Source organism: Paraburkholderia phymatum STM815, from assembly GCF_000020045.1.
GTDB classification, from domain to species: domain Bacteria; phylum Pseudomonadota; class Gammaproteobacteria; order Burkholderiales; family Burkholderiaceae; genus Paraburkholderia; species Paraburkholderia phymatum.
Genome location: NC_010625.1, coordinates 928,036 through 942,550, shown reverse-complemented (window position 1 = coordinate 942,550; position 14,515 = coordinate 928,036). Strand labels below are relative to the sequence as shown.

The following is a 14,515-nucleotide window of genomic DNA, read 5'->3' as shown; positions in this document are numbered from 1 at the left end:
GAGCGTAGGCCATGAAGAAATTCATCAATCAAGTCGACGATTTCCTGACCGAGAGCCTCGCCGGGTTCGCCGCTGCGCATAACGATCTCGTCGTACTCAATCAGGAACCCGTATTCGTCCGGCGCAAGACGCTGAAGTCGGGCAAGGTTGCACTGATCTCGGGCGGAGGCTCCGGACACGAGCCTTTGCACAGCGGCTTTGTCGGCTACGGAATGCTGGACGCCGCGTGCCCTGGCCAGGTGTTCACGTCGCCGACCCCCGATCAGATGATGGCGGCCGCCAAGTCCGTCGACACGGGCGCGGGTACGCTCTACATCGTGAAGAACTATTCTGGCGATCTCATGAACTTCGAAATGGCGTCGGAGATGTCGGAACTGCCGAATGCGATGGTGTTGATCAACGACGATGTCGCCGTCGAAAACTCCAGTTATACGACGGGGCGGCGCGGTGTTGCGGGTGCCGTGATCGTCGAAAAGATGGTGGGCAGTCTTGCCGAAAGCGGCGCCGATCTGGAACAGTGCAAGGCGTTCGGCGACCGGATCAACAAGCATACGGCCTCGATGGGGGTGGCCTTTTCCAGTTGCACGGTGCCCGCGGCGGGCACGCTCACGTTCAAGATCGGCGACGATGAAATCGAAGTCGGCGTCGGCATTCATGGCGAACCCGGGCGGCGACGCGCGCGTTTTGCTTCAGCCGATGCGATCGCAGGAGAACTGCTCACAGCGATCGTGGCCGATCTGAAACCGGCGAGAGGCTCGGGGTTGCTGGTTCTGATCAACGGGCTAGGCGGGACGCCGCTTGGAGAACTGTATCTGCTGTTCAATTCTGCCCGCGTATGGTTGCAGCAGCGCGATCTGAACATTGCGCGCGTGCAGGTCGGTTCGCTGACGACCTCGCTGGAGATGGCGGGCGCGTCGATTACCTTGTGCGTGCTCGACGACGAAATGACGCGGCATTGGGATAGTGCGGTGCATACACCGTCGCTCAGGTGGGGCTTGTAGCCGATACGCGCCCGCGCCGTCAGATCCTCACTGGTTTCCGGACTGCGCGACGACGGGCGGCGCGGGCCTTTCGTCTTCGCGCGTGGTGAAGGCCCAGGCGAGGTCGAAGGGCCGGACCTTGCCTGGTTGCGCGACTTCGCCGATCACGCGCACCGTATAGCGGGTGGCCGTGCGTAGCGGCTCATACGGCGTACATATGGCGGTATTGCGCGCCGCATCGGCGGCTGTGAGCGGTGCAATCTTGCAAGCGACTTTCCTGCCACGCTGGTCGCGCAAATCGACACTGCGCAGATCGATATGCGCATTCGGTCCGCCCGAAAGCGTGATCGGAAAGCCAAGCACCTGACCGCGATAGCGTGCATCCGTGCCCATCGGATCGGGCTGTTCGTTGTTCACCCACGCCGTAGGCACCTCGCGCTGGCCATCGTATGGCCAGGCCACCAGTTCCGTGTCGGCGAGCGCGGGCGCGATGTCGGCGAAATCGACGACCGTCACGGCCCGCGCTCCGCCGATCGACGCCTCACCCGCACGTGCCCAGTCGAACAGGATCGCGCCGCGGTGATAGGGCGACGAGAAAATGGCCTCGATGGACGCGCCAACGGAGCGCGGTTCGCCCGACACGGCCAGAATCTCGCTGACTCCATCGGCCGCAGTATGGCGCCTCACGCGCGTCATGATCGCCGTGCCCGTGAAGCCCGGCTTGCCTGGCACTTCGTCATGCGTCGCGACGCGATTCAGCTCGAGATACCTCGCATGGTCCGCCGCCGCTGCCGCCAGTTTGCCGTCGACCGCGATCAGCGGTAAACCGGCTTCTTCGCGACGGGCATTCACGTAGTCGAGTGCCGTTTTGTGATCGGTCGGCACTGCGTTCGAGGAACCCGGCGCGCGACGCAGCTGAACGGGCGGGCCGCTGTAGATGGGTTCGGCGCGATCGATCCTGGCGGCCTTGTTTGTGCAGCCGGTCAGGAGCGTGATCGCGAGGCAGCATGCGGCGAGAGCTGGATTGTGCATTCGCTGTGTTCGCTACCCACCCGCAACGAGGGAAGGCAGGTAGCAGTCGAGGCGGATGATGCGGGCACCGCCCGCCTGCTGACGAGGCGCGGTGGGTGATGTCGATGATCTTACACGAAGGCCTGCCGCCTTCGCGTCGGTCGCGTCAGGGGCGGCGCCCACGTTGCGGCCGAGCCTGAGCGTATGCATGGCCGGCAAACTTTCGGCCAATTACAAAACATCAAGTCCCGGGCGACCGGCCCGATAACCCGTTTGCACGGCGCGACTCTGCATTCGACTTTTGACCCTTTCCCGAGCGCCGAACGGAGGAAGCATCAGTTCCATGTCACCCGATCCAATCAGCACCCCCACATCGCTCAACAGCTCGCCGCCGCCGGAGCCGCCTTCGTCGAGAGAAGGCTCGTCGGCGACCAGCACGGCGGAGCGGGGCAATCATGAGCTGATGGCGGCGCTCAAGCGAACACTGGCGCAGCTCGGCATCGACGGGTCCACGGGGCTCGCGATCGGCGACAGCACTGACGATGGCACGTGGCTTCACAAGCGGGTCAATGCAACCAGTGCGTCCCTGATCGCGGCGCTGTATCAGGCGCTCAAATTGCATCAGGCCATTGCGTCGGCGAACGGCGCGACGGATGGCGACGAATCGAACGGTGCAATCGGCGGCGTGGCAGGCGCGCAGCATTCGACCCTACACGGCAGCGAATATCGCGATCTCAGCGCGCAGATTGCCGATCTGGCGAAACTGGCGGGCCCGGTATCAGATGACGGTCCTGGACAGGACGAATGGGACTGGGGCTTCCCCGACCCGGTCGACACGTTCGCCACCGATACTTCGTCAGACGAGAGCGACCCGATGACGTCCGCCATCGCGCAGTTGCATCTGGCGCTGCAGGATCACGTGGAGACGCTCGCGCAGGATACGGGGGGAAGCGTGCCGCTGGCGGCAGTGCTCGATGGATTGTCGAAAGAGACAAAGAGCATCAAGTGGCGGCCGCTTGGCGCATTGATCGACGTGCAGGCGTGAATGCCCGGGCAGCCTGGTCTGCAGCAACTCAACACAAGTCAACGCACAGTCAACGCGCGGCAAACGGGATCGCACTTGAAATACGGCCCTGGTAACGTATTCTGGCTTAACGGTCATACCGCGCCGCACCGACAGGCTGGCCGGCGAGACGGTTCAGGCACAGAGGGAGAGCATCGTGGCTACCGTGGCGTTCCCAACGAAATTACCGGGCACGGATTCCGCACGCAGCGCGATGGATGCCGACGCGCTGCGCCGCGGGGTGCTCGATAACCTGATTTGCCTGCAGGCTCGGCCGCCCGCTATCGCGACGCCGCATGACTGGTACATGGCACTCGCTTACAGCGTGCGCGACCGCATGCTGGCGCGCTGGGCCGCGACGATCCAGACTTATGCCGCGCAGGAATTGCGGGTGGCGTGCTATCTCTCGGCCGAATTCCTGATCGGACCTCAACTCGGCAACAACCTCGTCAACCTCGGGATCGAGGACAACGCGCGGGCGGCGATGCAGTCCCTGGGCCAGGATCTCGACAGCCTGCTTGCGCTGGAGGAGGAGCCGGGGCTCGGCAACGGCGGGCTCGGACGGCTGGCCGCCTGTTATCTGGATTCGCTCGCGACGCTCGAAATTCCGTCCGTCGGCTATGGCATCCGCTATGAGTTCGGCATCTTCGATCAGGAAATCCACAACGGCTGCCAGGTCGAGGTGACCGACAAATGGCTGCAAAAGGGCAATCCGTGGGAGATCGTGCGCCCGAACGTCGCGTATTACGTGGCCTTCGGCGGCCATGCCGAAAGCGGTGTCGATGAGCAGGGCCGCTACACGGTGCGGTGGATGCCGGCCCGCATGGTAAAGGGCGTCGCGTGCGATACGCCGATGCTCGGGTTTCGCGTCAACACCTGCAACACGCTCCGTCTGTGGAAGAGCGAAGCCATCGAGTCGTTCGATCTGCAGGACTTCAACGCAGGCGATTACTACCAGGCCGTGCAGGAAAAGGTGATTTCCGAAACGCTGTCGAAAGTGCTCTATCCCAACGACGAGCCCGAGGCCGGCAAGCGCTTGCGCCTCGCGCAGCAGTACTTTTTCGTGTCGTGCTCGTTGCAGGACATGTTGCGTCTGCTCGATCTGAAGGGGGAGCCGATCGCGCGTTTTGCCGATATGTTCACCGTGCAACTGAACGACACGCATCCTTCCATCGCGGTGGCTGAACTGATGCGTTTGCTGGTCGACGTGCGGAGCGTTCCATGGGATGACGCGTGGGCGACCACCTGTCGCGCGCTCGCGTACACCAATCACACGCTGCTGCCCGAGGCCCTCGAAACCTGGGGGCTTCCGCTCTTTAGCAGCTTGCTGCCGCGTCCCCTCGAGATCATCTACGAGATCAACCGCCGTTTCCTCGAACTGGTGCGGCGCAAGTATCCCGGCGACGAGGCACGCGTCGCGCGTATGTCGCTGATCGACGAGAGCGGCGAGAAGCGAGTCCGCATGGCGCATCTGTCGACGATCGGCAGTCATGCCGTCAACGGCGTCGCGCAATTGCACTCGACCTTGCTGCGGCAAACCGTGCTGCGAGATTTCGCCGAGCTGTGGCCGGAGCGTTTTCTCAATGTCACCAACGGCGTCACGCCGCGCCGGTTCATGCTGCTGAGCAACCCGGGACTCGCAAGCCTGCTCGACGAAACGGTGGGCAAAGGGTGGGTCACCGACCTCACGCGGCTGCGCACGCTCGAGGCTTTCGCCGACAATCTGGCATTCCAGCAGAAGTGGCGCGACGTGAAGCTCGCGAACAAGAAGATGTTGGCGGAGCGGATCGGCCATGTCACGCGTATCGCCGTCGATCCCGATGCGCTGTTCGACATTCAGGTCAAACGCATTCACGAGTACAAGCGGCAGCATCTGAACGCGTTGTACATCATTACGCTTTATCAGCGCTTGCGTCGCAACATCGAGCAGGGCGTCGTTCCGCGTTGCTTCATTTTCGGTGGGAAAGCGGCGCCAGGCTACGCGATGGCGAAGCTGATGATCCGGCTCATCACGGGCATTGCCGAGGTCGTCAACAACGACGCATCGATGAAGGGCCGGCTCAAGGTCGTGTTCTATCCCGACTTCAATGTGAAGAATGCGCACTTCATCTATCCGGCTGCAGACTTGTCCGAGCAGATTTCGACGGCAGGCAAGGAAGCGTCGGGCACGGGAAACATGAAGTTCATGATGAACGGTGCGCTCACGATCGGCACGCTGGACGGCGCGAACATCGAGATCCGCGATGAAGCAGGGAGCGACAACTTTTTCCTCTTCGGTCTGACGGCTTCGCAGGTGGACAGCGTCAAGCGTGAAGGTTACCGGCCCGCGGTGCATGTCGAGCGCAACGAAGAACTGCGCGAAACGCTCGGTCTGATTGCGGACGGCTATTTTTCGCGAGGCGACAGGCAGGTGTTCCGCCCGCTCGTCGATAATCTGCTCAACGCCGATCCGTTTCTCGTACTCGCCGATTACGCCGATTACGTTGCCTGCCAGGAGCGTGTGAGTTCTGCGTGGCAGGACCCGGTGCGCTGGACGCGGATGTCGATCCTCAACACCGCGCGCTCGGGGAAGTTCTCGTCGGATCGCGCGATTGGCGAATACTGCGAGCGGATCTGGACCATTTCGCCCGTGCGTATCGCACTCGATCGAGGTTGAGACCGGGCCGGTCGCGTGCGTCGTCGACGTAGCGTTACGACGGCATGCGCTTGAGTTCGTCGATGCGCTGACGGTAGCTGCGCAGCAGGCAGGCCTTGTCGTCGCATGCATCACGCGAACTGCGAATCCATGCGCGCTGGTCGGCGCGCAGGCGGCTCTTGTTCGACGAAGCATTCATCTTCTGCGCGTAGATTTTGGCCAATGTTCTGTCGATGCGGGTCAGCTCTTCGTCCCCGCAAATGAGGCGTGCCTGAACCGAGATGAGCTTGCTGCAATCCAGACCGTGCATGGGTGACGCTTGGGATGTGTACCGGCTTTCGAGCAGCCCCGGCTTGCAGAGTCCCTGCAGCGATGTGCACGCGATGTCGCGCCCGACCCATGCCATGTCTCCCGCACCATAGCGTTTGACGAAGCGATTGATGGCCGCCTGGCTGATCCCTCTTTGCATCGCATTGGCGGCGATGATCTCGTTGCAGAGCGAATCCGCGGCGTAGCTTTTCCCATCGCGCCGGTAGCAGCTGTGAAAACCGAGCGTGCCCGTACCCATGACGCTTCGGCGTTCCCCTGACGCAAACAGGATCGAAGCGCAAGCGGATGCGCACTTCGCGCGATCGGGAACGACCGTGTAGACGCGGACTTTATCCATCGCATCGACGACACGAAACGCGGCCTCGACGTTACCTCCCGGACTGTTCAGAACGAGTACGACGAGTCCTTCGTTATCGCGGCCTGCGAGTTTGGCGATCTGCGTGAATTTCTCCGCATCGCCGTCCTGGATGCGCCCGTCGGCCCGCACCACTTTCAGCCCGCTTTGCGGTTGAGTGTCGAGCTTGAAATCCATCGCGGGCGCTGCGCCGGGAACCATCAGCACAGTGAAGCTCAGGTACGGCAGCAACCGTGTGCGCCCGGTGAATTGCATCGTCATGGTCCGGGCAGGAACTCGATGTCTCCGTACCAGGCGCGCACCTCGGCGCCCGTGTTGTCGGTATCCGTCAGCAGGCCGTAGCCGGTAATCCGTCCCGGCGGTTCATGAAAGACCTTCTCGTAGTCTTTCACGATGTTGCGACGCAGGCTTTGCCACTGACCTGCATCGCCGGGCTGGCCAGACAACACGATCATCTGTACGCGTTTGGTATGAGGGTTGGCGATGGCGGTGCCGGGCGCAGCATTGGCCGACCAGACATACATCAGTGTGGCATAGGGCAACTCCTGTCCCCCGATGCTTTTGGCCAGGTCCATCTTCGCGCGGTCGAACATCGAAAGCTTGCTCTTGTCACCGTCGAAAGCGAAGACCAGCCGCGCGGGCGCGTCTTCCTTCGATCCCACCCGGTTGTCGGCGTCCTCGATCGGCTTGTCCGCTTTCCAGCGCCATGTCACGACGGGGGTACGGCTCAGATCGATGTTGCCGTCGTGCATCAGCGCAGACGCGGAGCGATTTGCGTCGGCCTGCAGAACGATCGTCTGGCCGTCCTTGACGAGCGTGTAGTGCGTGATCGCTTTACCTTTCGCGACGGGCAGGTTCTTCCAGGTCGCCGGCAAGGATGCGCCGGGCTCCATCGTCGAAAAGGCAATGCCCGGTTTTTCGTCCTGTGCAAGAAGGGCTAGCGGCGTCAGCAGCAGAGCGGTGCACACGGCGATCCGCAGTGGCCAGGCCGCCGGTTTCCGCGTACGAGGAAAAGATGGTGGAAGCATCGCTTGTCACATCCGGCTCTTCGCCGGAATGCCCCGTTTAACAGACGGATTTGATTAAGAACGCCGCGCTTCGAGCGTCATCGTATCGTTCAGGCAGCAGATAGCGACATCCGGTGAGTCACGGATTTTGGCTGCGGCTTCGAGGCCCTTCGAAGCAGCCTGCCGCAACGCTGATTGCCCAGCTTGGAAATTAAAGTATTACATATAAAGTTCTCGGTTCCGGCCCGAAAGGGAAAGGGGTTAACCCCGCCCCCTCTGCTGAGGGGGGCTCGCTGTCACCTGCGTGAGTAAGCTGATGAGGTGGAATAACGCGTAGGAGCCAAAACATGCAATTTCTCGACGACTCGCTGCACCCGGAGCATCAGGACAAGGTGGTGATCACTGTTGCGCCGTACGGGCCCGAATGGATGCCGGAAGACTTCCCTGAAGACATTCCCGTGACGATGGAAGCACAGGTCCAGAAGGCCGTCGACTGCTACAACGCAGGCGCCACGGTGCTGCATCTGCACGTGCGCGAACTCGACGGCAAGGGCTCGAAGCGTCTGTCGAAGTTCAACGAACTGATCGCCGGCGTGCGCGCCGCCGTGCCTGACATGATCATCCAGGTGGGCGGGTCGATTTCGTTCGCACCGGAAAACGACGGCCAGGCTGCGAAGTGGCTCTCCGACGACACGCGTCACATGCTCGCCGAACTCGATCCGAAGCCGGATCAGGTCACCGTCGCGATCAACACGACGCAGATGAACATCATGGAGCTGCTGTATCCGGAATACCTCGCCGGCACCTCGCTCGCGAATCCGGCGTACCAGGCCGCGTACAGCGAGATGACGGTGCCCGCCGGTCCCGCCTGGGTCGAAGAGCATCTTCGCCGTCTGCAGGCATCGGGCATTCAGCCGCATTTCCAGCTGACGGGCATGCACGCGCTCGAGACGCTCGAACGGCTGGTGCGCAAGGGCGTCTACACGGGCCCGCTGAACCTGACGTGGATCGGCATCGGCGGCGGCTTCGACGGTCCGAACCCGTTCAACTTCTTCAACTTCATTCATCGCGCGCCGAACGGCTGCACGCTGACGGCCGAATCGCTGCTGAAGAACGTGCTGCCGTTCAACACGATGGCGCTGGCGATGGGTCTGCATCCGCGCTGCGGCATCGAAGACACGATCATCGATCAGCACGGCAACCGCATGACCTCGGTGCAGCAGATCGAGCAGACGGTGCGCATTGCGCGGGAACTGGGCCGTGAGATCGCGAGCGGCAAGGAAGCGCGCGAGATCTACCGGATCGGCGTGCAATACCGCGACGCGGACGAGACGCTCGCCGCTAACGGCATGGCGCCGAACCGCAAAGCGGGCGTGAAAAACCTTCCGCTGCGCGCGGCATAGGCATGGCAGCGTGCCGGTGATGGCGACGGAGTGCCCGGCACGCTTGCAAGGTAGTACTCCCCGGTGCGTTCGGGGAGTTCGACGGATATCCATCGACGATTCGTTGCTCTGCCGGACAAACACGGCCGCCAACGAGCGAGATGCAAAGGAGACGAAGTTATGCTGATGCAGCATGCCGAACCCACCGCTGGCGACGTGCCGGCGACGCAATCGGATGTGCGTGCTTACGCCTGGGTGGTTTTTGCACTGACGGTCGGACTGCTGCTATCCGACTACATGTCGCGGCAGGTTCTGAATGCCGTGTTTCCGCTGCTCAAGTCTGCATGGGATCTCTCCGACGCCCGGCTGGGGGCGCTAAGCAGTATCGTGGCGCTGATGGTGGGTGTGCTCACGTTTCCGCTGTCCGTGCTCGCGGACCGCTGGGGCCGCGTGAAGAGCATCGTGCTGATGGCGGCGATGTGGAGTCTGGCCACCCTCGGCTGCGCGATTTCGACGACCTACGGTGAAATGCTGGTGGCCCGCGCTTTCGTCGGTATCGGCGAAGCTGCGTATGGCAGCGTCGGTATCGCGGTCGTCCTGAGCATTTTCCCGACGCGGTTGCGCTCCACGCTGACAGGCGCGTTCATGGCGGGCGGGGCGTTCGGCTCGGTGCTCGGCATGGCGGTCGGCGGCGCGGTCGCTGCGCATCTCGGCTGGCGCTGGGCATTCGGCGCGATGGCGGTGCTCGGCATCGTGCTCGTCGTGTTCTACCGGTTCATCGTGACGGAAAAGCGCGTGGCCCCGCTGCAGTCTTCCTGCGTGAATGCGCGGCCCGAGGGCATCGGTGTGCGCATGAGTCTGCGTGCGCTGATGAAAGGACTGTTCTCCACGAAATCCGTGGTCTGTGCGTATGTGGGTAGCGGTATTCATCTGCTCGTGCCTGCTGCCGTATGGGCGTGGATGCCGAGCTTCCTGAATCGCTACTACGGCATGGCGCCCGGCAAGGCCGCGATGATCGGCGCGCTGTTTGTGCTGGTGACGGGGCTGGGCATGGTGGTGTGCGGCAACCTCGCGGACCGGCTCAGCAAGCATTCGCGGGAAAGGAAGTGGGGAACCGCGATCGTTTTTTGCCTGATCTGCTTCGTGCTGCTCGCGATTGGATTCCGCATGCCGGCCGGCCCGCTGCAACTGGTCTTCATCGGCGTGGGGATGTTTTTCAGCGCGGGCGCAAGCGGCCCGTCGGGCGCGATGGTGGCCAACCTCACGCCGCCTTCGATCCACGCATCGGCGTTTGCAACATTGACGCTCGCGAACAACCTGCTGGGTCTGGCTCCCGCCGCTGTCCTGACGGGGATCCTCGCCGACCACATGGGTCTGCTCGGTGCGCTGCAACTCGTGCCGTTCGCGCCACTCATTGCCACGTTGGCGTTCTACATCGGAAAGCGCAACTATGGCCGCGACATGGACCGTGTGAACGCGTTACGGGAGCGGGCAGCGCTCTGCTGACGCACGCGTGTCATGAGCGCTATCGCGCAACCGACGGTACCCGCGATCTGCAACGGTCGCGGGCTTCAGTTTCCTTTACCTGCAACAAATCAAAACGGAGTTTCCCTTGAAAGCAAACTCAGCACACATGCTGGCTGTCGGCGGATTCCTCATTGCGTTGTCGATCGGCGCGTGGGCTCAAGGCGGTGCGGCAACGAGTGCCCCGGTCGCATCGACTGTCGAGGCGTCGGGTGCAACCCCGCCGGCCACGGGGAAAAAAGCGGATCGGGCACTGCGCAAGCAGGTGTATGCCGCGATCGCAAAGAATAAGGAGATCAAGGCCGGAAGTATCAGTGTCACGGCCAGGAACGGTGCGGTTACGCTGAACGGGACGGTTGCGGATAACAACCAGGTTCCCACAATCGTGGAGATCGTGAAAGGTGTTCCGGGAGTGACGTCCGTCACCAGCAAACTGGTGGTTCAAAAGCCGTTTGGTGGTCAGTAGGCACGCTTCGACGAGAACGCGCTGAGCCGGTTCGTGACCGGCTCTTTCGTTTTGCCGATCGACGCCGCAGTCCGTTCATTCATCGCTCTGATTGTGACGCTTCGCCTGAGGCCCGAGGTTCGCCTCCCGTTGATATTCCGTTGCCGTGGAGCAGGAAACCCCACCCGTCGAGGGCGATCGCCCGTTTTCCCCACCTTTTCGTTCTGACGCGACGCCAACTACGGAAAACCCTGCCCCCCACCGATGGGGGTAACGGCCAGGGCTTCGATGTCTATTCTCTCTTGGTGGATGCAATGTCCCTTCAGGAAGAATCGGATCGTTATGCATCGAACCAGAACACAGTACGGAGACCTAATGAAGGTGAAACTGAAAACGACGGCATCGGCAGCAGCACTTCTCGCAGTCGCTGGTGCCGCGCACGCGCAATCGTCGGTAACGCTGTACGGCACGATCGATTCGGGCCTGCTGTGGCAAAACACGTCGGCGGCGAATTTTCTGCCGGTCGCTTCGAAGAATCCGAACCTCGGACACATCTTTCGCTTCAAGGACGGCGGTCTCTATTCGAGCCTCTGGGGCCTGAAGGGTAGCGAAGACATCGGCGGCGGCTACAAGGTCAACTTCCGGTTGCAGGGGTCTTTCGACAGCGGCACGGGCAAGTTCCAGCTGAGCGATACGCCGAACGCGCCGGCGCTCTTCAACCAGATTGCGACGGTTGGCGTCTCTGGACCTTTCGGCAAGTTCGACATGGGCCGCCAGCTCGCGCCGATGGCCTATGCATTCGCCGACACCGACGTGCGCAACGCGTGGTTCTTCGGCAGCGTTCTGACTGCGTGGCTGACCATGAACCAGCAGTCGGGCTGGACGGCCAACAGCACGAACGGAAGCATCGGCGCGCTCTATGACAGTAACGCGCTCGTGTATAACTCGCCGACCTTCTATGGCTTTTCTGCCGCGCTCGAATATGCGCCCGGCGGCGTTGCGGGTCATTTCCAGGGCGGTACGCGCGAGTCGGCCGTGCTCAAGTATTCGAACTACGGTCTGAACCTCGCAGCCGTCTACTACAACGGCCATGACGCGAGCCCGTATCCGTATCCGACTGCAGGCAATCCCGGCGCGACGCCGATCCCGGCAACTGGCCAGAACAACAACCGGTTCGTATATTTTGGCGGGAAGTACACGTGGAAGGGTCTCTCGGTCTCGGGGTCTTTCAGCAACGGCCGCAATCCGGCGAATCCGAACGGGAACCTGGCGGCGGGTGTCGCTTCGGGGGATTTCGACATGTGGACGGGAGGCATCGGCTATCGCTTCTCGCCGGCGTTCGAACTCACGTCGGGCGTCTACTATGTGAAGGACGAGAAGCACAACCAGAACCAGTCGACGGCTTATGTGCTGGGCGCCGATTACAACCTGTCCAAGACGACGACGCTGTATGCGCAGGGCGGCTATGTGTCCAACCGTGGCACGATGAATCAGACACTCGTGTACGGACAGCCTGTCGCCGTGGGCAAGAATACGGCTGCAGGCATGCTGGGCATCCGTCACGCCTTCTGATGCGCAAGCGGGTTCGGCGCGGCGCTTGCTGGCCGAACCCGCTATGACGTTTCGCGCGCAAGCGCCATGTGAGTCGTCGACGATCGCCGCGCAAGGCACACGCGGTCGACGGGCAGCGGCACCGGGGCGGCTGCACTGATCAGTCTCTACTCCCGCCGTTTACTATCGACGGGTATGCCAGCTATTGCTGCATTTGCGGGGCGCTACCGGCGGCTGCTCGCCGTTGCGCGACAATGATCGAGGCGGCTTCGGCATTGTCCGGATAGTGGGCCCACTCGTCAGGGTTGAAGCCGGCGGCGAACCACTCGTTTAATTCGGCGACCACCTGGGTGCGCGTCTTCGGGGCTGACGGATCGTATGAATTCGATGAAGCTTGCGCGTAGGCGGTGGCCGCAAAGGACACGCCGAGCAGCGCACCGAGAGCAAAGCGTGAGAAAGTACCCATGGCTTGAGCGTCCACAAAATGAATGGCGTTTTTATTGTAGGCGGTGCGCGAGGTTTCGCACGTCTGACACGGTGAGAACGGCCGTGACGCCCTGATAGAAGCGTCGCGGCAGCGAGGCCTTCAGGAAACAGCGAATTGCGCCACGTTCGTCGTCAACACAGCGGCCACGCGTTCGGCGTGCAGCCGGCGCAACTCGTCGAGATGCGTCTTGTTGCCGGGCTTGTCGCCTGACTTCGCGTGATCGGCCTTCGCTTATGGCTGTGTGGTTCTGGACATGTTCATGCGCCTGGAAAAGCTCGGGACAACACGATTTACTCTTCCATCACAGGTATCCGCCCCGTCTTTACCGCCGATCTCAGCGTCAGCCAGTCCTGCTCGTTACGATCCGCGTAAGCGAGTGCGAAATGCTCGATGGCCTCGTCAAATGCGTCCGACGTCCCGGCATATCCGCTTATCAGCGCGGGATCGCCAGCCTTTGCCATCGCATGTCCGAGCGCATGCCCGCACAGGTCTGCGTATTCCGTGAAATCGCCGACGTCGAATCTGGAGATGTCGAACGCTCCCTTCATGTCGCGCAACTGCCGGACATAAAAGTCAATGCCAGTCACACGAGCGTTGGCCCACCCAAGAAAGATGTCACTTGCCGATTGCAACAGACGCTGCCCCGTTGCCACACGCTGCCCATGGTTCGCATACCGGCTTGGCCGAAGGTAGCGCTCAAGCACCGACGCACGGGCTTCCTTGACTTGAAGGAACAACGGGCACTTACCGTCTGCCATGAACAGCGCAACCCAACAGCGCGTGCCGACCGATCCAACGCCGACCACCCGCATCGCCGCATCAATCAGTTCATAGCGATCAAGCAGTTCGCGCCGGTCGTCGGGCAGCGTATCGCGGAAGTCCGCGATAAAGTGGCGGACGGAATTGTTGAACTGCGTTGCTTCTTGCAGGTTGGTCACCGGAAAGTGATAGACCAACGGAGGCTCGTCCCTGATCTGCACCCGCCCATTGACGGTCTCGGTCGAGTGTCCCATTTCAGCACGCGACGTTCGCCTGCGAGCCTGTGCAATGGCCGCCTGTTCCATTTTTTTTTCTTTCAACGAATGGGCGACGGTCAGCATAGTCTCGGCGTTGAGCTGGTGATACCAGACATCGAGTGGGTCCATTTCGCTGAAGCGGTCAATCTGCTTGCGAAACGTCGCACACAAGCGGCGCACCACATCCCGTTGGGCGTGTGAGCCGAAGCCGCGTTCCCGAACGGCAATCACAAACGAGGCGGCCAGCCGGCGCACATCCCAATCAAACGGACCGGGCAGTGTCTCGTCGAAATCATTGGGCCCGAACAGAATTCGGCGCTCGGGGCTCGCGAACAGGCCGAAATTTGCCAGATGCGCATCGCCGCACAACTGGACGATGATTTCGGTGCGCGGCAATTGTGCAAGGTCGAACGCCATCAGCGCCGCCGCCCCACGATAAAACGCAAACGGACTTGCGACCATGCGGCCATAGCGTATGGGTATCAACGCAGGCAACCGTCCTTCGTTAGACGATTCAAGCAAAGCGATGACATCCCGCGCGGGCAGGTCGCAGCGTGCGAGGCTGGATCTCGGAAAACGGCTGCGGGCCGCTTTCCCCGCCATCACTCGCGAAGCGCGCGGCCCGCGCCCGTGAAATGGCGGTAGCGGATGTTCGCGTACATCCGTCGACGTAAGATCACAATGGCTGCCTGGTGTCTTCTCATTTGTCCGGTCGGCGATCCTGGCCAC

The 14,515-nt window shown here is 62.0% G+C and carries 12 protein-coding genes; 7 read left to right on the top strand and 5 right to left on the bottom strand.

Annotation, left to right across the window (positions count from 1 at the left end; all coding sequences use genetic code 11):
- Window positions 1-11 precede the first annotated feature (11 nt).
- Window positions 12-1,001, top strand: coding sequence for a dihydroxyacetone kinase subunit DhaK (dhaK, locus tag BPHY_RS31670; RefSeq protein WP_012405554.1), 990 nt, complete (start codon window positions 12-14; stop codon window positions 999-1,001).
- Between the two features lie 27 nt (window positions 1,002-1,028).
- Here the strand turns inward: dhaK and BPHY_RS31665 are convergent, their stop codons facing one another.
- Complete coding sequence (locus BPHY_RS31665) at window positions 1,029-2,012, bottom strand: CAP domain-containing protein (protein WP_012405553.1); 984 nt, start codon at window positions 2,010-2,012, stop codon at window positions 1,029-1,031.
- A 322-nt stretch (window positions 2,013-2,334) separates the two neighbouring features.
- On the opposite strand from BPHY_RS31665, the gene BPHY_RS31660 reads away from it, so the two are divergent.
- Both BPHY_RS31660 and BPHY_RS31655 read left to right on the top strand, forming a co-directional pair.
- Window positions 2,335-3,036: a hypothetical protein gene (locus BPHY_RS31660; protein WP_012405552.1), complete on the top strand. Its 702-nt coding sequence runs from the start codon at window positions 2,335-2,337 to the stop codon at window positions 3,034-3,036.
- 232 nt (window positions 3,037-3,268) lie between these two features.
- The gene (locus tag BPHY_RS31655) at window positions 3,269-5,710 is read left to right on the top strand and encodes a glycogen/starch/alpha-glucan phosphorylase (protein WP_052306207.1); all 2,442 of its coding nucleotides are present in this window, start codon (window positions 3,269-3,271) and stop codon (window positions 5,708-5,710) included.
- 34 nt (window positions 5,711-5,744) lie between these two features.
- On the opposite strand, the gene BPHY_RS31650 is transcribed toward BPHY_RS31655, so the two are convergent.
- Window positions 5,745-6,629, bottom strand: a complete 885-nt coding sequence (locus tag BPHY_RS31650) for an ATP-dependent Clp protease proteolytic subunit (RefSeq protein WP_244257749.1) — start codon at window positions 6,627-6,629, stop codon at window positions 5,745-5,747.
- 2 nt (window positions 6,630-6,631) lie between these two features.
- Window positions 6,632-7,402, bottom strand: coding sequence for a DUF3047 domain-containing protein (locus tag BPHY_RS31645; protein WP_012405549.1), 771 nt, complete (start codon window positions 7,400-7,402; stop codon window positions 6,632-6,634).
- 326 nt (window positions 7,403-7,728) lie between these two features.
- Between BPHY_RS31645 and BPHY_RS31640 the strand changes: the two genes are divergently transcribed.
- From BPHY_RS31640 to BPHY_RS31625, 4 genes are all read left to right on the top strand, one after another.
- Entirely contained in the window at window positions 7,729-8,784 is a 1,056-nt protein-coding gene (locus BPHY_RS31640; RefSeq protein ID WP_012405548.1) for a BKACE family enzyme, read from the top strand.
- Between the two features lie 159 nt (window positions 8,785-8,943).
- A complete protein-coding gene (locus BPHY_RS31635) occupies window positions 8,944-10,269 on the top strand; it encodes an MFS transporter (RefSeq protein WP_012405547.1) in 1,326 nt (441 codons plus the stop codon).
- Window positions 10,270-10,375: 106 nt separating this feature from the next.
- Window positions 10,376-10,753, top strand: coding sequence for a BON domain-containing protein (locus tag BPHY_RS31630; RefSeq protein ID WP_012405546.1), 378 nt, complete (start codon window positions 10,376-10,378; stop codon window positions 10,751-10,753).
- Window positions 10,754-11,107: 354 nt separating this feature from the next.
- On the top strand, window positions 11,108-12,304 hold the full coding sequence (locus BPHY_RS31625; RefSeq protein ID WP_012405545.1) for a porin: 1,197 nt from the start codon (window positions 11,108-11,110) through the stop codon (window positions 12,302-12,304).
- A 181-nt stretch (window positions 12,305-12,485) separates the two neighbouring features.
- Here BPHY_RS31625 and BPHY_RS31620 read toward each other — a convergent pair whose 3' ends face one another.
- Window positions 12,486-12,749 carry a DUF4148 domain-containing protein gene (locus tag BPHY_RS31620; protein WP_041765715.1) on the bottom strand — a complete coding sequence of 88 codons (264 nt, stop codon included), beginning with the start codon at window positions 12,747-12,749 and terminating at the stop codon, window positions 12,486-12,488.
- A gap of 311 nt (window positions 12,750-13,060) precedes the next feature.
- Window positions 13,061-14,515, bottom strand: coding sequence for a DUF2252 domain-containing protein (locus BPHY_RS31615; RefSeq protein WP_012405543.1), 1,455 nt, complete (start codon window positions 14,513-14,515; stop codon window positions 13,061-13,063).